12 protein-coding genes and 1 riboswitch are annotated in these 21,593 nt (G+C 70.7%); of the genes, 4 read left to right on the forward strand and 8 right to left on the reverse strand.

Annotation, left to right across the window (positions count from 1 at the left end; all coding sequences use genetic code 11):
- Positions 1 to 174: 174 nt before the first annotated feature.
- From ACWCPM_RS32095 to kdpF, 6 genes are all read right to left on the reverse strand, one after another.
- The gene (locus ACWCPM_RS32095; protein ID WP_450979784.1) at positions 175 to 2,718 is read right to left on the reverse strand and encodes a DUF4118 domain-containing protein; all 2,544 of its coding nucleotides are present in this window, start codon (positions 2,716 to 2,718) and stop codon (positions 175 to 177) included.
- 2 nt (positions 2,719 to 2,720) lie between these two features.
- Positions 2,721 to 3,404, reverse strand: a complete 684-nt coding sequence (locus ACWCPM_RS32100; protein ID WP_450979785.1) for a response regulator — start codon at positions 3,402 to 3,404, stop codon at positions 2,721 to 2,723.
- A 121-nt stretch (positions 3,405 to 3,525) separates the two neighbouring features.
- A complete protein-coding gene (locus ACWCPM_RS32105; protein WP_450979786.1) occupies positions 3,526 to 4,194 on the reverse strand; it encodes a potassium-transporting ATPase subunit C in 669 nt (222 codons plus the stop codon).
- Positions 4,195 to 4,199: 5 nt separating this feature from the next.
- On the reverse strand, positions 4,200 to 6,332 hold the full coding sequence (gene kdpB, locus ACWCPM_RS32110) for a potassium-transporting ATPase subunit KdpB (protein WP_450979787.1): 2,133 nt from the start codon (positions 6,330 to 6,332) through the stop codon (positions 4,200 to 4,202).
- Positions 6,332 to 7,993 (reverse strand): potassium-transporting ATPase subunit KdpA, encoded by a 1,662-nt coding sequence (gene kdpA / locus ACWCPM_RS32115; RefSeq protein WP_450979788.1) that lies wholly within the window; start codon positions 7,991 to 7,993, stop codon positions 6,332 to 6,334. Before kdpA ends, kdpB (ACWCPM_RS32110) begins: the two co-directional genes overlap by 1 nt.
- Positions 7,994 to 8,000: 7 nt before the next feature.
- Positions 8,001 to 8,090, reverse strand: coding sequence for a K(+)-transporting ATPase subunit F (gene kdpF, locus ACWCPM_RS32120; RefSeq protein ID WP_402197983.1), 90 nt, complete (start codon positions 8,088 to 8,090; stop codon positions 8,001 to 8,003).
- A gap of 405 nt (positions 8,091 to 8,495) precedes the next feature.
- On the opposite strand from kdpF, the gene ACWCPM_RS32125 reads away from it, so the two are divergent.
- On the forward strand, positions 8,496 to 9,053 hold the full coding sequence (locus ACWCPM_RS32125) for a hypothetical protein (RefSeq protein WP_450979789.1): 558 nt from the start codon (positions 8,496 to 8,498) through the stop codon (positions 9,051 to 9,053).
- Between the two features lie 670 nt (positions 9,054 to 9,723).
- On the opposite strand, the gene ACWCPM_RS32130 is transcribed toward ACWCPM_RS32125, so the two are convergent.
- Entirely contained in the window at positions 9,724 to 12,303 is a 2,580-nt protein-coding gene (locus ACWCPM_RS32130) for an ATP-binding protein (RefSeq protein WP_450979790.1), read from the reverse strand.
- A gap of 1,006 nt (positions 12,304 to 13,309) precedes the next feature.
- On the opposite strand from ACWCPM_RS32130, the gene kdpB (ACWCPM_RS32135) reads away from it, so the two are divergent.
- A complete protein-coding gene (gene kdpB, locus ACWCPM_RS32135; RefSeq protein ID WP_450979791.1) occupies positions 13,310 to 15,451 on the forward strand; it encodes a potassium-transporting ATPase subunit KdpB in 2,142 nt (713 codons plus the stop codon).
- A 300-nt stretch (positions 15,452 to 15,751) separates the two neighbouring features.
- On the forward strand, positions 15,752 to 17,707 hold the full coding sequence (locus tag ACWCPM_RS32140; RefSeq protein WP_450979792.1) for an amino acid transporter: 1,956 nt from the start codon (positions 15,752 to 15,754) through the stop codon (positions 17,705 to 17,707).
- 241 nt (positions 17,708 to 17,948) lie between these two features.
- Here ACWCPM_RS32140 and gcvP read toward each other — a convergent pair whose 3' ends face one another.
- Positions 17,949 to 20,834 (reverse strand): aminomethyl-transferring glycine dehydrogenase, encoded by a 2,886-nt coding sequence (gene gcvP / locus ACWCPM_RS32145; RefSeq protein ID WP_450979793.1) that lies wholly within the window; start codon positions 20,832 to 20,834, stop codon positions 17,949 to 17,951.
- Between the two features lie 174 nt (positions 20,835 to 21,008).
- Positions 21,009 to 21,107: riboswitch (glycine riboswitch) on the reverse strand.
- A 113-nt stretch (positions 21,108 to 21,220) separates the two neighbouring features.
- On the opposite strand from gcvP, the gene ACWCPM_RS32150 reads away from it, so the two are divergent.
- On the forward strand, positions 21,221 to 21,592 hold the full coding sequence (locus ACWCPM_RS32150; protein ID WP_450979794.1) for a PRC-barrel domain-containing protein: 372 nt from the start codon (positions 21,221 to 21,223) through the stop codon (positions 21,590 to 21,592).
- Position 21,593 lies beyond the last annotated feature (1 nt).

The raw sequence follows: 21,593 nt of genomic DNA on the forward strand, positions 1-21,593 counted from the left end.
GGTGCCACACCGGGTGGTGTGGCACCGCTCCGGCATGACACCGCTCTTGTGGCCGGCGTCTCCCTGACACGCCCCTGGCCACACCCCGGTCACCGGCCGCTGGGCTGTCCACGGCAACGACCTGGCATCACGACCTGTGGCAGCGCCACTGCGCGCCGCCGCCACGACCCTCCGCTACGACACCACCTGCGCCGAGTAGTCCTCCCGTCCCGGTCGGCAGCCCGGTACCCGGTGCAGGCTCAGCACCATGGTCAGACCGCCGCCGGGAGTGTCCTCGGCGTCGAGCGTGCCGCCCATGGCCTCGGCGAATCCGCGGGCGACGGCCAGACCGAGTCCGACCCCGGCACCGCGCGGGGCGTCGCCGTAGCGCTGGAAGGGCTCGAAGATGCGCTCCTTGGCATCGTCGGGAACGCCGGGCCCACGGTCCATGACCCGTACTTCCACCCGGTCGTTGATGGCGCTCGCCGACACCAGCACATGGGTGTCCGACGGGCTGTACTTGACCGCGTTCTCCACCAGGTTGGCCACCGCCCGCTCCAGCAGGCCCTTGTCGACGTGGACCATGGGGAGCGTCTCGGGGATGTCCAGGTCCACGCTGCCCTCGGGGACGCCGCCGAGGGCCATCGGCACCACCTCGTCGAGGTCGATCTCCCGCAGCAGCGGCGAGACCGTACCGGTCTGCAGACGGGACATGTCGAGCAGATTGCCGACCAGGTTGTCGAGCCGGTCCGCGCCTTCCTCGATCGCCTCCAGCAGGTCCGCCTGGTCCTGCTCGGACCACTCGACGTCGTCCGAACGCAGCGACGTCACCGAGGCCTTGATGCCGGCGAGCGGGGTCCGCAGATCGTGGCTGACGGCGGCCAGGAGCGCCGTACGGATGCGGTTGCCCTCGGCCAGCGCACGGGCCTGGTCGGCCTCCTCCTGGAGGCGGCGGCGGTCCAGTACGACCACGGCCTGCGCGGCGAAGGCGGCCAGCACGCGGCGGTCCTCGGCGGGCAGCATCCGGCCGTTGAGCGTGAGCGCCATGTGGTCGCCGACCGGCATGTCGACGTGCGCGTCGTCCGGGGACACGGCGGGACGCGGGCCCACGCTGGCCGCGCAGGTCCACGGGTCGACGTCGGAGTCCCGTTCCAGCAGCCCGACGGACTCCATGCCGAACGTCTCCCGCACCCGCTCCAGCAGCTCCTCCAGGCTGGTCTCACCGCGCAGCACATTGCCCGCGAGGAAGGAGAGGATCTCCGACTCCGCGCGCAGCCGGGCCGCCTGGTGGGTGCGCCGGGCGGCCAGGTCCACCACCGAGGCCACCGCGACCGCCACTCCGATGAATATGACGATGGCGACGAGGTTCTTCGGGTCGGCGATGGTCAGGGTGTGGACCGGTGGTGTGAAGAACCAGTTGAGCAGCAGTGAGCCGACCACCGCCGAGGCCAGCGCCGGCAGCAGTCCGCCGAGCAGGGCCGCCGCCACCGTCAGGGTCAGGTACAGCAGCATGTCGTTGGCGAGACCGACCTCGGGCGTGACACCGGTCAGCAGGAGCGTCATCAGCAGGGGACCCACCACACCGACGAGCCAGCCCCAGATGATGCGGGACCGGCCCAGGCGCGCGCCCCGCGCCACGGGCAGTCCGCGGCCCTTGCCCATCTCGGCGTGGGTGATGAGGTGGACGTCGAGGTCGGGCCCCGACTCACGGGCGACGGTCGCGCCGACGCCCGGACCGAAGACGTACTGCCAGGTCTTGCGGCGCGAGACGCCGAGCAGGATCTGGGTGGCGTTGACACCGCGGGCGAAGTCCAGCAGCGCGGCGGGGATGTCCTCGCCCACGACCTGGTGGAACGTGCCGCCGAGGTCCTCCACCAGAGTGCGCTGGACCGCCAGTTCCTTGGGAGAGGCCCCGGACAGGCCGTCGCTGCGGGAGATGTAGACCGCGAGGACCTCTCCCCCCGCGCCCTTCTCCGCCAGCCGCACGGCCCGCCGGATCAGGGTCCGGCCCTCCGGTCCACCGGTCAGGCCGACCACGATCCGCTCACGCGAACCCCAGATCTTCGACACCCGGTGTTCGCTGCGGTATTCCGTGAGGTACTCGTCGACCCGGTCGGCCACCCACAGCAGCGCCAGTTCGCGCAGGGCCGTGAGGTTGCCGGGACGGAAGTAGTTGGAGAGCGCCGCGTCGACCTTGTCCGGCTTGTAGATGTTGCCGTGCGCCATCCGCCGGCGCAGCGCCTCGGGCGACATGTCGACGAGCTCGACCTGGTCGGCGCGCCGCACGACCTCGTCGGGCACGGTCTCGCGCTGTCTGATGCCCGTGATGGACTCGACGACGTCGCCGAGTGACTCCAGGTGCTGGATGTTGACCGTGGAGACCACGTCGATGCCCGCCGCCAGCAACTCCTCGATGTCCTGCCAGCGCTTGGCGTTGCGGGAACCGGGGATGTTGGTGTGGGCGAGTTCGTCGACCAGCGCCACCTGGGGGCGGCGCGCCAGCACCGCGTCCACGTCCATCTCGCTGAACACGCCGCCGCGGTAGTCGAGTTCCCGGCGGGCCACCTGTTCGAGACCGTGCAGCATCACCTCGGTCCGCGGGCGGTGGTGGTGCTCGACGAACGCGACCACACAGTCGGTGCCCCGTTCGACGCGCCGATGCGCCTCGGAGAGCATCGCGTACGTCTTGCCGACGCCCGGGGCAGCGCCGAGGTAGATCCGAAGCTTGCCGCGTGCCATGTTCACCCTTCGAAGCGGTAACCCATACCGGGTTCGGTGATGAGGTAGCGGGGGTGGGAGGGATCCGCTTCCAGTTTGCGTCTGAGCTGGGCCATGTAGACCCGCAGGTAATTCGTCTTGTTGCGCTGGGACACCCCCCAGACCTCCTGGAGCAGGTGCTTCTGCGTGACGAGCCGGCCGGGGTTGGTGACCAGGATCTCCAGCAGATGCCATTCGGTCGGTGTGAGCCGCACGTCCCGTCCGTCGCGCACGGCCTTCTTGGCGAGCAGGTCGATGGCGAAGTCCGCGGTCTCGACCAGCGTCCGCCCGGCGGTGACGGGCGTCTCCTCGGTGCGGCGGACGGCCGCCCGCAGCCGCGCCATGAGTTCGTCCATGCTGAACGGTTTGGTGACGTAGTCGTCGGCGCCGGCGTCCAGCGCCACGACCTTCTCCTCGGACCCCTGACGGGCCGAGAGCACCACGATGGGGACTTTGGTCCAGCCGCGAAGCGCCTTGATCACGTCGATGCCGTCCATGTCCGGCAGCCCGAGGTCGAGCATCACCACGTCGGGCTGACGGGCGGCCGCGAGGCGCAGGGCCGTCGCGCCGTCGGGGGCCGCGTCCACTCCGTAGCGGCGCGCCTGCATGTTGATCACGAGGGCCCTCACGAGCTGTGGGTCGTCCTCCACCACCAGCACCCGGGTCATGGGTGTGCGCCTTTCCTGTCGAACGCGCCGGCCGCGCTGCGGCCGGCGCCACGGCGGCGGGAGCCGGCCGTCCCGGAGGGTGTCTCCGGAGGCCGACTCCCGCGTGACTCGCCTAACGCCATCAGCTCTTGGCCACGAGTTCCTTGAGCGCGACGTTCAGCTCCAGGACGTTGACCCGGGGCTCACCGATGAAGCCCAGCGAGCGTCCCTCGGTGTTCTCGTCCACGAGCTTTTGCACCTCGGCGACGGGCAGGCCGTTCTTCTCGGCGACCCGGTGCACCTGGATGTCCGCGTACTCGGGCGAGATGTGCGGGTCCAGGCCGGAGCCGGAGGACGTCACGGCGTCCGCCGGAACCTGGGACGGCTCGACCGTCCAGCCGGGCACGGAGTTGTCCTTGACCACTGCGGCCTTGGCGTCCTTCACCCACTGGATGAGCTCTTCGTTGTCACCGGAGCGGTTGGTCGCGCCGGAGAGGATGAGCGAGTACTGGGTGTTGACGCTGTTGGTGCCCAGGCCGTTCTGCGGGCGGCCCTGGAACCACTGGAGGTCGGGCTTCGGGGTCTCCTCGCCCTCCTTCAGCGGCAGGTTGTACGACTGCCCGATCAGGGAGGAGCCGACGACCTTGCCCTGGGAGCTGATCTCCGAGCCGTTCGCCTTGTCGCTGAACAGTCCCTGAGCGACGCCGGTCACGACCAGCGGGTAGATGACGCCTGTCACCAGGGTCAGCACGAGGAGGGCGCGCAGGCCCGCACCGAGCAACCGGGCGGTGTTGGATACCGAGTTGTTCATGGCGATCAGCCGATTCCGGGGATGAGGGAGATGATCATGTCGATGATCTTGATGCCGATGAAGGGGGCGATCAGGCCGCCGAGACCGTAGATCCCGAGGTTGCGGCGGAGCAGGCGGTCCGCGCTCACGGGCCGGTACTGCACACCCCGCAGGGCGAGCGGCACCAGCGCGATGATGACCAGCGCGTTGAAGATGACCGCCGACAGGATCGCCGAGTCCGGCGAGGACAGCTGCATGATGTTCAGCTTGTCCAGGCCCGGGTAGACGGCCGCGAACAGCGCCGGGATGATCGCGAAGTACTTCGCGACGTCGTTGGCGATGGAGAACGTCGTCAGCGCACCGCGCGTGATCAGCAACTGCTTGCCGATCTCCACGATCTCGATGAGCTTCGTCGGGTTGGAGTCGAGGTCGACCATGTTGCCGGCCTCCTTGGCGGCCGACGTGCCGGTGTTCATCGCCACGCCGACGTCGGCCTGCGCGAGCGCCGGTGCGTCGTTGGTGCCGTCACCGGTCATCGCGACCAGCTTGCCCCCCGCCTGCTCCCGCTTGATGAGCGCCATCTTGTCCTCGGGAGTCGCCTCCGCGAGGAAGTCGTCGACTCCCGCCTCCTCGGCGATCGCCTTGGCGGTGAGCGGGTTGTCGCCGGTGATCATGATGGTCTTGATGCCCATGCGGCGCAGTTCCTGGAACCGCTCGCGCATGCCGTCCTTGACGACGTCCTTGAGGTGGATGACGCCCAGCACACGGGCGCCGTCGGCGTCCTCGACCGCGACGAGCAGCGGAGTGCCGCCCGCCTCGGAGATCCGGGTGGTCAGCTGGTCGGCGTCGTCCGCCACCTGGCCGCCGCGCTCGGTCACCCAGGCGATGACCGAACCGGCCGCGCCCTTGCGGACCTTCCTGCCGTCCACGTCGACACCGGACATCCGGGTCTGGGCGGTGAAGGCGATCCAGTCGGCGTGCGCCAGCTCGCCCTGGTGGCGCTCGCGCAGCCCGTACTTCTCCTTCGCCAGGACGACGATGGAGCGGCCCTCGGGGGTCTCGTCGGCCAGCGACGACAGCTGGGCGGCGTCCGCGACCTGGGCGGCCGTCACACCGCTCACCGGCACGAACTCCGACGCCTGACGGTTGCCGAGGGTGATGGTCCCGGTCTTGTCCAGCAGAAGGGTGGAGACGTCACCGGCGGCCTCGACCGCGCGGCCCGACATCGCCAGGACGTTGCGCTGGACCAGGCGGTCCATGCCCGCGATGCCGATCGCGGAGAGCAGGGCGCCGATGGTCGTCGGGATGAGACAGACCAGCAGGGCGACCAGCACGACCATCGTCAGGTCGGTACCCGCGTAGTTCGCGAGCGGGGGCAGCGTGGCGCAGGCGAGCAGGAAGACGATCGTCAGCGAGGCGAGCAGGATGTTCAGCGCGATCTCGTTGGGCGTCTTCTGCCGGGACGCGCCCTCGACGAGGCTGATCATCCGGTCGATGAAGGTCTCGCCCGGCTTCGTCGTGATCTTGATGACGATACGGTCGGAGAGCACCTTCGTGCCGCCGGTGACCGCGGAGCGGTCGCCGCCCGACTCCCGGATGACGGGGGCCGACTCACCGGTGATCGCCGACTCGTCGACGCTCGCGACACCCTCGACGACGTCGCCGTCGCCGGGAATGATGTCGCCGGCCTCACAGACGACCAGGTCGCCGATGCGCAGCTCGGTGCCGGGCACCCGCTCCTCGCGGTCACCCACGAGACGCCGGGCCACCGTGTCGGTCTTGGCCTTGCGCAGGGTGTCCGCCTGCGCCTTGCCGCGCCCCTCGGCCACGGCCTCGGCCAGGTTGGCGAAGATCACCGTGAGCCAGAGCCACGCGCTGATCGTCCAGCCGAACCAGTCGGTCGGGTCCGTGAAGGAGAAGACCGTGGTCAGGATCGAGCCGATCCACACCACGAACATCACGGGCGACTTGACCATCACCCGCGGGTCGAGCTTGCGGACGGCGTCCGGCAGCGACTTGACCAGCTGCTTGGGGTCGAAGAGACCCGCGCCGACACGGCCCTCTGCGGACTTGTGCCCGGTGGGTACGTCGCTGTGCGGCGCCCGGGTCGGAGTGGCTGTGGACATCGAGTCCTCTTGCTTCTCTGTGCGAGTGGTCATCACGCCAGCCCCTCGGCCAGCGGTCCCAGCGCCAGCGCCGGGAAGTACGTGAGACCGGTGACGATGATGACCGTGCCGACGAGCAGGCCGGTGTACAGCGGCTTGTCCGTGCGCAGGGTGCCCGCGGTCGCCGGCACCGGCTTCTGCTCGGCGAGCGAGCCCGCGAGCGCCAGGATGAAGACCATCGGCACGAACCGGCCGAGCAGCATGGCGATGCCGAGCGTGGTGTTGAACCACTGGGTGTCCGCGTTCAGGCCGGCGAAGGCCGAGCCGTTGTTGTTCGCGGCGGACGTGTAGGCGTACAGGATCTCGGAGAAGCCGTGCGCCCCGCTGTTGGTCATCGAGTTGCCCGGGGTGGGCAGCGCCATCGCGATCGCGGTGAAGACCAGCACGAGCGTCGGCGTCACCAGGATGTAGAGGGCGGCCAGCTTGATCTCACGGGTGCCGATCTTCTTGCCCAGGTACTCGGGCGTACGGCCCACCATGAGGCCGGCGATGAACACCGCGATGATCGCGAGGATCAGCATGCCGTAGAGGCCGGAGCCGACGCCGCCGGGCGCGATCTCGCCCAGCATCATGCCGAGCATCGTGATGCCGCCGCCGAGGCCCGTGAAGGAGGAGTGGAAGGAGTCGACCGCGCCGGTCGAGGTCAGGGTCGTGGAGACCGCGAAGAGCGAAGAACCGCCGATACCGAAGCGGAGCTCCTTGCCCTCCGTCGCGCCACCCGCGAGGTCGAACGCCGGACCGTGGTGGGCGAACTCGGTCCACATCATCAGACCGACGAAGCCGAGCCAGATCGTGCCCATGGTCGCGAGGATCGTGTAGCCCTGCTTGACCGAGCCGATCATGACACCGAAGGTGCGGGTCAGGGAGAACGGGATGACCAGGATCAGGAAGATCTCGAAGAGGTTCGTGAACGGGGTCGGGTTCTCGAAGGGGTGGGCGCTGTTGGCGTTGAAGTAGCCGCCACCGTTGGTGCCCAGCTCCTTGATCGCCTCCTGCGACGCGACCGCGCCGCCGTTCCACTCCTGAGTGCCGCCCATGAACTGGCCGACCTCGTGGATGCCGGAGAAGTTCTGGATCGCGCCGAGGGCGACCAGGACGATCGCGCCGATGAACGCGAGCGGCACCAGGATGCGGACGGTGCCGCGCACCAGGTCCGCCCAGAAGTTGCCGAGGTCACCGGTGCGGGAGCGGGCGAAGCCGCGGACCAGCGCCACCGCGACGGCCATGCCGACGGCCGCGGAGACGAAGTTCTGCACGGCCAGACCGCCGGTCTGCACGACGTGGCCCATGGCCTGTTCGCCGTAGTACGACTGCCAGTTGGTGTTGGCCACGAACGACACGGCCGTGTTGAACGCCTGGTCCGGGTCGATCGCGGCGAAGCCGAGCGATCCGGGCAGGACGCCCTGGATCCGCTGGAGCAGGTAGAGGAAGAGGACACCGATCACCGAGAAGGCGAGGACGCCGCGCAGGTACGCGGTCCAGCGCATCTCGGTGTCGGGGTTGGCACCTATGCTCTTGTAGATCCACTTCTCGACACGCCAGTGCTTGTCGGTGGAGTAGACCTTGGCCATGTAGTTGCCGAGGGGAACGTAGACGATCGCCAGTGCGCCGATCAGGGCGAGCAGCTGGAGTACGCCGGCGAGAACGGGACCCATGTCGTACTCAGAACCTCTCCGGGAAGATCAGGGCGAGGACGAGATAGCCCAGCAGGGCGACGGCCACGACCAGGCCGACTACGTTTTCGAGGGTCACAGCTTCGTCACCCCCTTGGCGACGAGGGCCACCAGCGCGAACAGCGCGATCGTGGTGACGACGAAGGCCAGATCGGCCATCGTTAACTCCTGGAGTCGAGGTTCGAATAGACAAGGACTTGTTAGAGGAAACCGCCTCCTTGGCCGGTTTCGAGCGCCGTTGACGGGTCCCTTACGGCCCGCTGCGCGGCCTTGACGGGACCCTGACGGCGCCCTTTACGGAGCAGAAGCGGAACCAGACATTCCGGGCGTCGCAGCCGCGCTCCCCGGCTCACGGCACCCGATTCCGCCCGCGGAGCCCCCTGTGCCACGACCCGCCGCCGTGGCGTCAAGAAGCCCTCCCCCTCTCGTCAGAGAGCCATCAAAACCGCTGGTCGCGGCGTTCGAGGCGTTTACCGTCGGCCGCATGGGACACCGTGACGACCCGAGCCGGGATCTGACCGACCTGCCCGCCCCGCACCTCGCACCACCGGTCCACGACCGGCACTGGGTCCGCGATGTGCGCAGCGCGATCGGCTGCTCAGGGGTGCTGCTGGCTCTGCTCCTGCTGATGGACTGGGGTGCCGGCACCCTGGCCCCGTGGCGCGCGGGGATCTGGCTCGTCCTGGCCCTGCTGCTGCTCGTGGTGCTCTGTCCGCCCCGCGTCTCCGCCGGCGAGGGATGGATCGCCGCACGGTCCCTGCTGCGGACCCGCCGGGTCCGCACCGACATGCTCGTCTCGGTGCGCTGCCTGGACGGCGTCTCGCAACGGCTGCTGCTGCGCGACGCCTTCGGCGACCGGGTCGAGATCGACCCGCGGGTACTGATCGACAACCCCGAGCTGTGGTACCGCCTCGACGAGGACGCCCGCCGGGCGAATGCCTCCGGTCACCTGCTCTGCGGGGCCACGGCCCTCAGCCGCGTCTCGGCCCGGATCGACGGCAGGACCGCGCAGACCGTCTTCAAGGTGTCGGGCCTGGAGTAGTACCGCCGCCCGCTTTGCGCGGGTGACCGCGGCCCCGCGGACGTACGTCCGCCTGTCCCGCCTTCGCTGTGCGAGGACGCCGTAAGACGGGCCGCCAGGGTGCACGAACACCGTCCGGTACGACTGCCGCACGGCCCGATCCCGGTCGACCGGGCCCGCCCGGCCCACCCGGCGCAACCCGCGGCAAGGCCGCCGCACGGCCACAAGGTCACATAGGTCACAACGCCGCCGATCCGGCGCGGGCGCCGCCCATCCCCGCCACGTCTCGGGTCGACCGACCCGCCCGGCACGAGCCCTCACGGCGCGACACCACCGGCGGCCGCACCGGCACGGCCGCTGTCCGGCGGGACCCCCTGCCCGACCCGCACCCGGCGGCCAAGAACCACCTGGCCCGGGCCGGACCTCGGTCCGGCGCCACTCAGCGGCCTGTCCCGCCCCTCCCCGTCACCACCCAGCCGCGCGGCCAGGCACCCCGTTGGGCGCCACCCAGCCGCGCACCACCGCACCCCCGTAACCGCTACCGCCGGCTGCGCGCCCCGCACCCTCATAGCCGCTACCGTCGGTCGCGCGCCCCGCACCCCCATGACCACTACCGCCGGCCGCACAACCCGCACCCCCGTACCGCTGCCGCCGCCGACACGCCCCGCCCCCGTTCCGCGAGGCCCCGCCCTCAGGGGCGCGCCCCCTGCCCGATGTGGCCGGGCACCCCGGCTCCCGGCGCTCCCGGCGCGTCCGGCTTCTCGGCGAGCGGCATCGACACCACCATCGTCAGTCCGCCGCCAGGCGTGTCCTCGGGACTGAGAGTGCCGCTCATCGCCTCCGTCAGTCCCCGGGCGAGTGCCAGCCCCAGCCCCAGACCGGTGGTGTTGTCCGTGTCACCGAGCCGCTGGAACGGCTCGAACAGCCGGTCCCGGCCGGCCACCGGCAGTCCGGGACCCCGGTCCACGACGCGCAGTTCCACGCGGCCCGCCAGCACACTGGCGCTGACCAGCACCTTCGTACCGGCCGGCGCGTGCCGGTCGGCGTTGGTGACCAGGTTGGCGATGACCCGCTCCAGCAGTGGCGGGTCGGCCAGCACCTGCGGAATCCGCTCCAGGTCCCCTACCTCGACGCCCGGGGTGTCCATCAGCGCCGCGGGGAGGACCTCCTCCAGCGAGGTCGGCCTCAGGTTCAGCTTGAGCACGCCCGCCTCCAGCCGGCTGAGGTCGAGCAGGTTCTCCACGAGCCGGTTCAGCTTGGCCATGGACTCGTCGGCCGTGGCCAGAAGCTCGTCGCGGTCCACGGCGGAGAACTCGACGTCCCGGCTGCGCAGCGAGGTGACGGCTGCCCAGCCGGCGGCCAGCGGGGTGCGCAGGTCGTGGCCGACGGCGCGCAGCAGCGCCGTGCGCATCCGGTCCGCGGCGCGCACCGGTTCGACCTCCGCGGCCGCCTCGGCGAGCCGGGCCCGCTCCACCGCCGCCCCGACGTGCGCGGCGAAGGCGGCGAGGACCCGCCGCTCGGACGCCGACATGGCGCCGCCCCGCAGCACCAGGAAACCTCCGGGTCCGGCCGGTATGACGGTGGCGTCGCCATCGGTCTCCCGAGCACCGCCGGCGCCGGCCCCCCGCTCGCCCCCGAACCGGGCGGCGGCCCGCTCCTCGGGCACCTCGGACACGAGTTCCACGGAGTCCACGCCGAAGGTCTCCCGGGTCCGCTCGAGCAGCGCCGGAATCGTCTGTCCGCCCCGGACGATGCTGCCGGCCAGCGAGGACATGGTCTCCGCCTCGGCGGTGGCGCGCGCGGCACGGCGCGACAGTCTCAGCGAGCGGTCGACGACGCCGGCCACGGTCGCGGCGACCACCGCGAAAACGGCCAGCGCCACCAGGGCGTTGGCGTCGGCGAGCGTGAACTGCCCTATGGGCGGGATGAACCAGTAGTTGAGCAGCACCGACGCCGTGAGGGAGGCGATCACGGCGGAGGCCACCCCGCCTATGCAGGCCACCCCCACCACCGCCAGCAGGAACAGCAGGGCCTCGCTGGTGAGGTTGAAGGTGCCCCGCAGCTGGGCGAGGACGATCGTCAGCAGCAACGGCAGCACCAGGCCGGCCACCGGCCCGGCGATCATGCGGGCCCTCGACAGCGTGCGGCGCCGGAACGGCAGCAGGGTGCCGCGGCCGGCCCGCTCGTGGGTGACCTGATGGACGTCGATGTCGCCGGACAGCGCGACGACTCGCTCCCCGGTGCCCGAACCGGTCAGGAACCGCTCCAGGCGTCCGCGCCTGCTGGAGCCGAGGACGAGCTGGGTGGCGTTCTCCGCCCGGGCGAAGTCCACCAGCGCGGTGGCGGCGTCGTCACCGACCATGGAGTGGTAACTGCCGCCGAGGTCCTCCACCAGCCGGCGCTGCCGGGCCAGCGAGGCGTGCGAGAAGCCGGTGGCGAGACCGTCGCTGCGGGCGACGTGCACGGCGAGCAGATCCCCGCCGGCCGATCGGTCGGCGATCCGGGCCGCGCGCCGGATCAGCGTGTCGCCCTCCGGTCCCCCGGTCAGGGCGACCACGACCCGCTCCCGGGTCTCCCACACCCCGCCTATCGAGTGCTCGGCCCGGTAGGTCTGCAGGGCCTCGTCGACCCGGTCGGCCGTCCACAGCAGCGCCAGTTGGCGCAGCGCGGTCAGGTTGCCGGGGCGGAAGTAGTTGGCGAGGGCCGCGTCGATCTTCTCGGGGGCGTAGATGTTGCCGTGCGCCATCCGGCGGCGCAGCGCCTCGGGCGCCATGTCGACGAGTTCGACCTGGTGGGCCCGGCGCACGACCTCGTCGGGCACGGTCTCGTGCTGCGGCACCCCGGTGATCTTCTCGACGACGTCCTTGATGGACTCCAGGTGCTGGATGTTGACGGCGGTGACGACATCGATGCCTGCCGCGAGCAGTTCCTCGACGTCCTGCCAGCGTTTGGCGTTCCGGCCGCCGCCGGGGACGTTGCTGTGGGCGAGTTCGTCCACGACGGCGACCTTCGGCCGGCGTGCCAGGACCCCGGCGAGGTCCATCTCCTCGAAGCTCCCCCCGCGATAGGCGCACGGGACCGGCCGGAAGACTTCCAGTCCGTCCAGCATCGCCTCGGTGTGGGGCCGCCCGTGGCACTCGGCGAATCCCACGACCACATCGGCTCCGCGGGCGGCGCGCCGCCGCCCCTCGTCGAGCATGCGATACGTCTTGCCGACCCCTGGAGCCGCCCCGAGGTAGACCTTCAGCCGTCCGCGCCGTGCTTCGTTCATCACACTCAGGGAAGCGCCCGGCGGGCCTCCGGGTCAGGCCTCTTGACGCCTCCCTGGCGCCGCTCACAAGGACGTTGACACCGCCTTGACGAGCTACGGGCGCGGGGCGGGACCACTCGGCTCGACCGCCGGGCGACCACCACGGCCTCAAAGCACGACGGACCGGCCACCACGACCCCGACCACGCCAGGACCGGCCACCCCGTCGCCGTCCGCCGGGATCATCACCGCACTCCCACCACTACGGCACCCGCTCGGGCGCCGCCGCTCCCCGTCCGGCGGCCGCACGACCAGGTCGTCCCAGGCACCCTCGACGACGTGCCGGCGAGAAGAGAGGCAGGACCGTGGCCGCGTGCGAAGGGCGCGGCCGCGAGGGAACGGATCCCGTCAGCGGCGGCGCAGAGCGGCCCACGCGGCCACGGCCTGCTGCCGGAGGCACTCCGCCGGGCAGGACGGCCGCGCCCCCTCCGCACCGCGGCCGGCACCGACTCCGCCGGCAGCAGGGCCCGTTCCCGTCGCGATCTCCGGCAGACTCGCGCCGCGATCCCCGCGCGGGCCGTGACCGGCACGGCCCGCGCGGGACGGACGGTCGTGACCCTCCTCCGTCGAGCCAGTCTGCGACCGGCTCCATCCGTCCCGGTTCGTGTTGACACCCCTTTGACGGTTCCCCGAGCGCGTTTGACGTGATGCTGACGGAGCGGCCGCGGCAGCCGTATGAGAGCCGCAAATACCTGCGGTAGTGGCGCCGTCCGGGTCATCGGCGGTGGTTGGATTCCACTCTGGCCGCCGCAGAGGCCACGGGCGCCGCTGGTGTCCCGCCGACGGGCGCCCGATGCGCGCCGGTCGGCCTCCCGCCGCCCATGGCCGGTCCCCCGTGCGGTGCCGGCCCCCCGTTCAGCGCCGGGTCCCGGCACCGCACGGCTCCGGCGTCCGACGTCCAGTCCGTCCTGCCGGTCGCCGGCGTGCCCCGGTACGCGCGGGGCCGGTCACGAGACACGAAGGTGTCCATGATTCCCGCTGCTCCTGAGCAGGCCCCACCGTCCCGGCCGCAGCCCACTCCGCCGACCGGCCCGCGGCGGCGCACGCACGGCGGCCTGTTCGAACCGGCCCAGCTCGTCCAGTCCTTCCCCGACGCCCTGCGCAAACTCCACCCCCGCGTCCTGGTGAAGAACCCGGTGCTGTGCGTGGTCTCCGTCGGAGCGGTCGTGACCACCCTGTCGGCCGTGCTCAATCCGGCGGTCTTCACCTGGACGATCAGTGTCTGGCTGTGGCTGACGGTCATCTTCGCCAACCTGGCCGAGGCCGTGGCGGAAGGCAGGGGCAAGGCCCAGGCGGAGTCGCTGCGCCGCGCGCGTACCGACACCGTGGCGCTGCGGGTGCTCGACTGGCGCTACGGCGTCGACCTGCGCACCCTGCGCACCGAGGCCGTCACCCCCGACGCCCTCAAGCCTCTCGACGTGGTCCTGGTCGAGGCGGGCGGGGTGATCCCGGCGGACGGCGACGTGGTGGACGGCGTGGCGGCGGTCGACGAGTCCGCCGTCACCGGTGAGTCCGCCCCCGTGGTCCGTGAGGCGGGCGGCGACCGCAGTGGCGTGACGGGCGGTACGACGGTCCTGTCCGACCGTGTCGCCGTCCGGATCAGCGCCCGTCCCGGCCACAGTTTCCTCGACCGGATGATCGCCCTGGTCGAGGGGGCTTCCCGGCAGAAGACACCGAACGAGATCGCGCTGAACATCCTGCTGGCCGCGCTGACGATCGTGTTCCTCCTGGTCGTGGTCACCCTGCAGCCGATGGCCGCCTACGCGGACGCCGCCCAGTCGACGACGGTGCTGGTCGCCCTCCTGGTCACGCTCATCCCCACGACGATCGGCGCTCTGCTCTCCGCGATCGGGATCGCCGGCATGGACCGGCTCGTGCAGCGCAACGTCCTCGCCATGTCGGGGCGCGCGGTCGAGGCGGCGGGCGACATCAACACCCTGCTGCTGGACAAGACCGGCACCATCACCCTGGGCAACCGCGAGGCCGCCGCCTTCGTGCCCATGCCGGGCATCGACGAGGGGCGGCTCGCCGAGGCCGCCCAGTTGTCGTCGCTGGCCGACGAGACGCCCGAGGGCCGGTCCGTCGTCGTGCTGGCGAAGCTGCGGTTCGGCCTGCGCGCGCCGTCCGCGGACGAGCTGACGCACGCGCGGTGGGTGCCCTTCAGCGCCCGTACCCGGATGAGCGGGGTCGACCTGCGCTGGGACAACGGCGCCGTGTGCGCGATCCGCAAGGGTGCCGCCCAGCAGGTCATCGAGTGGGTACAGATGTACGGCGGCCACATCCCGCCCGAGGCACGGCACTTCGCCGACTCGGTGTCCGCGGCCGGCGGGACGCCGCTGCTCGTCGCCGTGCACGACTGGGACGGCCCGCGCGTGCTGGGCCTCGTCCATCTCAAGGACGTGGTGAAGGAAGGCATCGTCGAACGCTTCGCGCAGTTGCGTCGGATGGGCATCCGCACGGTGATGGTCACCGGCGACAACCCGATCACCGCCCGCGCGATCGCCCGGGAGGCGGGAGTCGACGACTTCCTCGCGGAGGCGACCCCCGAGGACAAGCTCGCGCTGATCAAGAAGGAGCAGGAGGGCGGCAAGCTGGTCGCGATGACCGGTGACGGCACCAACGACGCCCCGGCACTCGCGCAGGCCGACGTCGGCGTGGCCATGAACACCGGCACGTCGGCCGCCAAGGAGGCCGGCAACATGGTCGACCTCGACTCCAACCCGACGAAGCTCATCGACATCGTCGAGATCGGCAAGCAACTCCTCATCACCCGGGGCGCGCTGACGACGTTCTCCATCACCAACGACGTCGCCAAGTACTTCGCGATCATCCCGGCCATGTTCACGGGGGCCTATCCCGGACTCGAAGCCCTGAACATCATGGGTCTGCACAGTCCGACGTCCGCGATCACCGCGGCGATCATCTTCAACGCACTGATCATCGTGGCGTTGATCCCGCTGGCCCTGCGGGGAGTGCGCTACCGTCCCGCCTCCGCACACGACCTGCTGCGGCGCAACCTGCTCCTGTACGGGCTGGGCGGTCTCGTGCTGCCCTTCGTGGGCATCAAGGTGATCGACCTGCTGATCTCCGGCATACCCGGCCTCGGCTGAGACGCCCCTCGCAGCCGATCACTTCCAGGCACGGCGGACGGCCGGGCCGGGAACGTCGTGACACTCGGTGTCCGTCCCGGGGATGCGGCGCCCTCACCCCCATACGGCTCAACAAGGTTGAAGTCGACACGTTTGCCACTCTCTTGATGCGATGGGTCGCCCCACCGCTCAGTCTTAACGCAAGCTTGACGCCGCGAGCCCGCCCGACCGCAGGCCCAGGCGTCACTCTCCGCATACGCTGAGGGCGCCGTCCGCGTGATGGCCGGAACCGCACGCCGACCGCACATCAGGAGCACGTCGATGGCCCCGATCGAACACGCCGCGCCCGGCCGCTTGCGCGCCTGGATGCTGGAGGGGCTGTCCGACATGGGCAAGGCGGGCGGCCATCAGAGCCCGCCCGCCTCTCAGGCTCCCGCCGCCGAGGGCCGCCCCTGGTACCGCGTGATGTGTCTGACCGGTGTCGACTACTTCTCCACCCTCGGCTACCAGCCCGGCATCGCCGCCCTCGCGGCCGGTCTGCTCTCGCCGATCGCGACCATCGTGCTCGTGATCGTCACCCTGGCGGGCGCCCTGCCCGTCTACCGGCGGGTGGCCGAGGAGAGCCCGCACGGCCAGGGCTCGATCGCGATGCTGGAACGTCTGCTCACCTTCTGGAAGGGCAAGCTGTTCGTCCTCACCCTGCTCGGCTTCGCCGCCACCGACTTCCTCATCACCATCACGCTGTCGGCCGCCGACGCCTCCACCCACCTGGTCGAGAACCCCCACCTGAACGAGGCCCTGCACGACCAGCAGTTGGTGATCACCATGGTGCTGATCGCCCTGCTCGGCGCGGTGTTCCTCAAGGGCTTCCTGGAGGCGATCGGCGTCGCGGTCGCCCTGGTGGCCGGCTACCTCGCGCTCAACGCCGTGGTCGTCGTGGCCGGCCTCCTGCACGTCGCCACCGAGGGCCATGTCGTCACCGACTGGTCCAACGCCCTCACCGCCGAGCACGGCAACGTCTTCGTGATGATCGGCGTCGCCCTGATCGTCTTCCCCAAACTCGCCCTCGGCCTCTCCGGCTTCGAGACCGGCGTCGCCGTGATGCCCCATGTCCAGGGGGACCCGAGCGACACGGAGGAGCGCCCCGAAGGCCGCATCCGCGGCACCAAGAAGCTGCTCACCACCGCCGCCCTGATCATGAGCTTCTTCCTGATCACCACCAGCTTCATCACCACCCTGCTCATCCCGGCGGACGAGTTCGAGGAGGGCGGCCAGGCCAACGGCCGCGCTCTGGCGTATCTCGCGCACGAATACCTGGGCAACGCGTTCGGCACGCTGTACGACGTCTCGACCATCGCCATCCTGTGGTTCGCCGGCGCCTCCGCGATGGCCGGCCTGCTCAACCTGATGCCCCGCTACCTGCCCCGCTACGGCATGGCCCCGCACTGGGCACGCGCGGTCCGCCCGATGGTCATCGTCTTCACCCTGGTCGCCTTCCTGGTCACCTGGCTCTTCGACGCCGACGTGGACGCGCAGGGCGGCGCCTACGCCACCGGCGTCCTGGTGCTGATCAGTTCCGCGGCGATCGCGGTGACCATCGCCGCCCGCAAGGCCGGACAGCGGAAGTGGACCATCGGCTTCAGCGTGATCTCGGTGGTGTTCCTCTACACCACGGTGGTGAACGTGGTCGAGCGGCCCGACGGTGTGAAGATCGGCGCCTGCTTCATCGCGGGCATCATGATCCTCTCCCTGGTCTCACGGCTCGCCCGCTCCTTCGAGCTCCGGGTGACCGGCGTGACCCTGGACCCCATGGCCGAACGGTTCGTACGGGACATCGCCAGCCGCAAGATCCGGTTCATCGCGAACGAGCCCGACCAGCGGGACAAGGCCGAGTACCGCGACAAGATCGAGCAGATCCGTCAGGACAACGACGTGGCCGGCCCCGAGGACTTCGTCTTCGTCGAGGTGACGGTGACCGACCCGTCCGAGTTCGAGGCCGGTCTGACGGTCCGCGGCGAGGTCCTGCACAACCGGTACCGCGTGCTGACCCTGGAGTCCTCCTCCATCCCCAACGCCCTGGCCGCCCTGCTCCTGCACGTGCGCGACACGACGGGCTGCACCCCGCACATCTACTTCGAGTGGACCGAGGGCAACCCCTTCACCAATTTCCTGCGCTTCTTCCTGTTCGGACAGGGCGAGGTCGCCCCGGTCACCCGGGAGGTCCTGCGCGTCGCGGAACCGGACGTCGCTCGGCGCCCCCGCGTCCACACGGGCTGAGGCCGCTCCGGCGACGTCCGGGCAGGCCGGCACCTCAGCGCACACCGAAGCACCGGCGCGGCCCGGCCGACCGAGCCTGCCCGGTCCCGCCATGACGGGGTCCGCGTGGAATCGACAGACGTACACATCGACAGCGCTCGCCCCGGCCGGATCTCCCCGCACAACACGACGAGGGCCCCCGAAGGGAGCCCTCGTCCACCGGCGCCGGCCGCTTCCGCGACCGGCGCCGCCTGCGTCGTCCTCAGTCCTCGTACGCGTCCAGCGGCGGGCAGGAGCACACCAGGTTCCGGTCACCGAACGCCTGGTCGATACGGCGCACCGGCGGCCAGTACTTGTCGGCGACCGACACGCCGTTCGGGAAGACGGCCTCCTCGCGCGAGTACGCGTGGTTCCACTCGCCGCCCAGCAGGCCGACGGTGTGCGGAGCGTTGCTCAGCGGATTGTCGTCGGCCGGCCACTCGCCCGCGCCGACCTTCTCGATCTCCGCGCGAATCGCGATCATCGCCTCGCAGAACCGGTCGATCTCGGTGAGGTCCTCGGACTCGGTCGGCTCGATCATCAGCGTGCCGGCCACCGGGAACGACATCGTCGGCGCGTGGAACCCGTAGTCGATCAGTCGCTTGGCCACGTCGTCGACGCTGACGCCCGTCGCCTTGGTCAGCGGCCGCAGATCGATGATGCACTCGTGCGCGACCAGCCCGCCGGGGCCGGTGTACAGCACCGGGAAGTGCGGCTCCAGACGCTTGGCGATGTAGTTGGCGCTCAGCACAGCCACCTGCGTGGCCCGCTTCAGGCCCTCCCCGCCCATGAGCCGCACATAGGCCCAGGAGATCGGCAGGATCCCCGCGGAACCCCACGGCGCGGCCGAGATCGGACCGACCCCGGTCTCCGGCCCGGCCTCCGGCTGCAGGGGGTGGTTCGGCAGGTACGGCGCGAGGTGCGACCGCACGGCCACGGGACCGACACCCGGACCACCGCCGCCGTGCGGGATGCAGAACGTCTTGTGCAGGTTGAGGTGCGACACGTCGCCGCCGAAGTGCCCCGGCTTGGCGAGCCCCACCAGCGCGTTGAGGTTGGCCCCGTCCACGTAGACCTGACCGCCGGCGTCATGCACCTGGGCGCAGATGTCGGCCACGTGCTCCTCGAACACACCGTGCGTGGACGGGTACGTGATCATCAGGACCGAGAGCTCGTCGCGGTACTGCTCGATCTTCGCCCGCAGGTCCTCGACGTCGATCTCGCCGTCCTCGGCGGTCTTCACCACGACGACCTTCATGCCGGCCATCACGGCGCTCGCGGCGTTCGTGCCGTGCGCGGAGGACGGGATCAGGCAGACGGTCCGCTGCTCGTCGCCGTTGGCACGGTGGTACCCGCGCACGGCGAGCAGCCCGGCCAGCTCACCCTGCGAGCCGGCGTTCGGCTGCAACGACACCTTGTCGTAGCCGGTGACCTCGGCGAGACGGTCCTCCAGCTCGTGGATGAGCGTCAGATACCCAGCCGCCTGCTCGGCCGGCACGAACGGGTGCAGCTGACCGAACTCCGGCCAGGTGACCGGCTCCATCTCCGTGGTCGCGTTGAGCTTCATGGTGCAGGATCCGAGCGGGATCATGCCCCGGTCGAGCGCGTAGTCGCGGTCGGCGAGCCGGCGCAGGTAGCGCAGCATCGCGGTCTCGGAGCGGTGCTGCTGGAAGACCGGGTGCGTGAGGTACGCGTCGGTGCGCAGCAGCCCCTCGGGCAGCGCGTCCTCCGTGCGACCGTCCAGCGCCTCGATGTCCCCCTCGACACCGAACGCGGCCCACACGGCGGCCAGCTGGTCCCGGGTGGTGGTCTCGTCGCAGGACATGGAGACGTGGTCGGCGTCGATCCGCCACACGTTGACGCCGTTCGCGCGCGCGGCGGCGGTGACCTCGGCCGCCCGGCCCGGCACCCGCGCGGTGACGGTGTCGAAGTAGGCGCCGTGCACGATCTCGACACCGCCGTCACGCAGACCCGCGGCGAGGATCGCGGCGTACCGGTGGGTCCGCCGTGCGATGCCCTCCAGGCCCTCGGGCCCGTGGTAGACGGCGTACATCCCGGCCATCACGGCGAGCAGCACCTGCGCGGTGCAGATGTTGCTGGTCGCCTTCTCACGCCGGATGTGCTGCTCGCGCGTCTGGAGCGCCAGCCGGTAGGCCTTGTTGCCGTCCGCGTCGACGGAGACGCCCACGAGCCGCCCGGGCAGGCTGCGCGCGAACTTCTCCTGCACCGCCATGTAACCGGCGTGCGGCCCGCCGAAGCCCATCGGGACACCGAACCGCTGCGTGGTACCGACGGCGATGTCCGCGCCCAGCTCACCCGGCGACTTCAGCAGCGTCAGCGCCAGCAGGTCCGCGGCGACGGTGACGAGCGCGCCCCGCTCGTGCGCCTGGTCGATGACGGCCTTGATGTCGCGTACGGCCCCGGAGGCACCCGGGTACTGGATCAGCACGCCGTTGATCTCACGGTCCGCGATCTCGGCCGGGATACCGCCGGCGAGGTCGGCGACGACCACCTCGACCCCGGTCGGCTCGGCGCGGCCCTGGATCACGGCGATGGTCTGCGGCAGCGCGTCCGCGTCGACCAGGAAGAGGCCCTTCTTGTTCTTGCCCATGCGCCGGGAGAGCGCCATCGCCTCGGCCGCGGCCGTGCCCTCGTCGAGCAGCGAGGCACCCGAGGTCGGCAGCCCCGTGAGGTCGGCGACCACGGTCTGGAAGTTCAGCAGCGCCTCCAGCCGGCCCTGCGAGATCTCCGGCTGGTACGGGGTGTACGCCGTGTACCAGGCCGGGTTCTCCATGACGTTGCGCAGGACGACCGGCGGGGTGAAGGTCCCGTAGTAGCCGAGCCCGATCATGGAGCCCAGCACCTGGTTCCGGTCGGCGAGGGAGCGCAGCTCACGCAGCACCTCGGCCTCGGTGCGGGCGCCCGGCAGAGCGAGGGATGCGGCGTTCTTGATCACATCCGGTACCGCGGTGGCGGTGAGCTCGTCGAGCGAGCCGTAGCCGACCTGCGCGAGCATCTTGGCCCGCGCCTCCTGGTCGGGCCCGATGTGACGCTGCTCGAAGGGGATGCCCTGTTCGAGCTCGGAGAGCGGGATGCGCTGGGCGGTCATTGCGGAGGCCTCCTGGTCTGACGCGACCTTCGAGGGACACCCCGGCACGGGTGCCCCGACGGCCTCCCCCTCTGTCATCACAACCTGAGAGCTTCACCGGCCGCCACAGGACGTCCGGCTTGCACCGTCGGTGAGAGCGGGAGCCGTGACACCCGCTCTGCTTTCCAGAGTGACCTCTTCCGTGCGGTACGTGGGCCTGAGAGATTCCGGGGAGGATTTGCTCCTTCGGCGCCCCCCGGTGTGATCTCCGGAGGACTCTCCCGCACGGGGTCAGCAGCCGCTGCCAGGGTACCAGCGAGGTCAACGCCCCGGCGTTCGAGTGGCCGCGTCCCGCAATGTGCTCTTTTGTTGTGCTTACGGACGAGGTGCGAACCAGTGGAGGGCCCGTGCAGACCGATATCGATCCGCGCAACCTGATCGGCCGCAAGGCATTCGACCGTCACGGCAGCAAGATCGGCACCATCGACGAGGTGTACCTCGACGACGCGACCGGCGTACCGGAGTGGGCGGCCATACGGACCGGCCTGTTCAGCAGAGACGCCTTCGTCCCCCTGGAGCCGAGCGAGCTGATCGACGGCACGCTGCACGTCCCCTTCGAGCGCGCCCTCATCAAGGACGCCCCCGACTTCGGCGTCGGCCGGCACCTCTCCCCGGAGCAGGAACTCCAGCTCTACCACCACTACGGCCTCGACGTGGCCGCTCCCCCGACGCTCCCGGACCACGACTTCGGCAAGCTGGCCGGCTCGGAAGAGACGTGAC

Source organism: Streptomyces sp. NPDC002309, from assembly GCF_053593375.1.

Coding starts and splice junctions, on each gene's coding strand:
- ACWCPM_RS32095 (WP_450979784.1), bottom strand. CDS start 2,718: ATGGCACGCGGCAAGCTTCGGATCTACCTCGGCGCTGCCCCGGGCGTC.
- ACWCPM_RS32100 (WP_450979785.1), bottom strand. CDS start 3,404: ATGACCCGGGTGCTGGTGGTGGAGGACGACCCACAGCTCGTGAGGGCC.
- ACWCPM_RS32105 (WP_450979786.1), bottom strand. CDS start 4,194: ATGAACAACTCGGTATCCAACACCGCCCGGTTGCTCGGTGCGGGCCTG.
- kdpB (WP_450979787.1), bottom strand. CDS start 6,332: ATGACCACTCGCACAGAGAAGCAAGAGGACTCGATGTCCACAGCCACT.
- kdpA (WP_450979788.1), bottom strand. CDS start 7,993: ATGGGTCCCGTTCTCGCCGGCGTACTCCAGCTGCTCGCCCTGATCGGC.
- ACWCPM_RS32125 (WP_450979789.1), top strand. CDS start 8,496: ATGGGACACCGTGACGACCCGAGCCGGGATCTGACCGACCTGCCCGCC.
- ACWCPM_RS32130 (WP_450979790.1), bottom strand. CDS start 12,303: ATGAACGAAGCACGGCGCGGACGGCTGAAGGTCTACCTCGGGGCGGCT.
- kdpB (WP_450979791.1), top strand. CDS start 13,310: ATGATTCCCGCTGCTCCTGAGCAGGCCCCACCGTCCCGGCCGCAGCCC.
- ACWCPM_RS32140 (WP_450979792.1), top strand. CDS start 15,752: ATGGCCCCGATCGAACACGCCGCGCCCGGCCGCTTGCGCGCCTGGATG.
- gcvP (WP_450979793.1), bottom strand. CDS start 20,834: ATGACCGCCCAGCGCATCCCGCTCTCCGAGCTCGAACAGGGCATCCCC.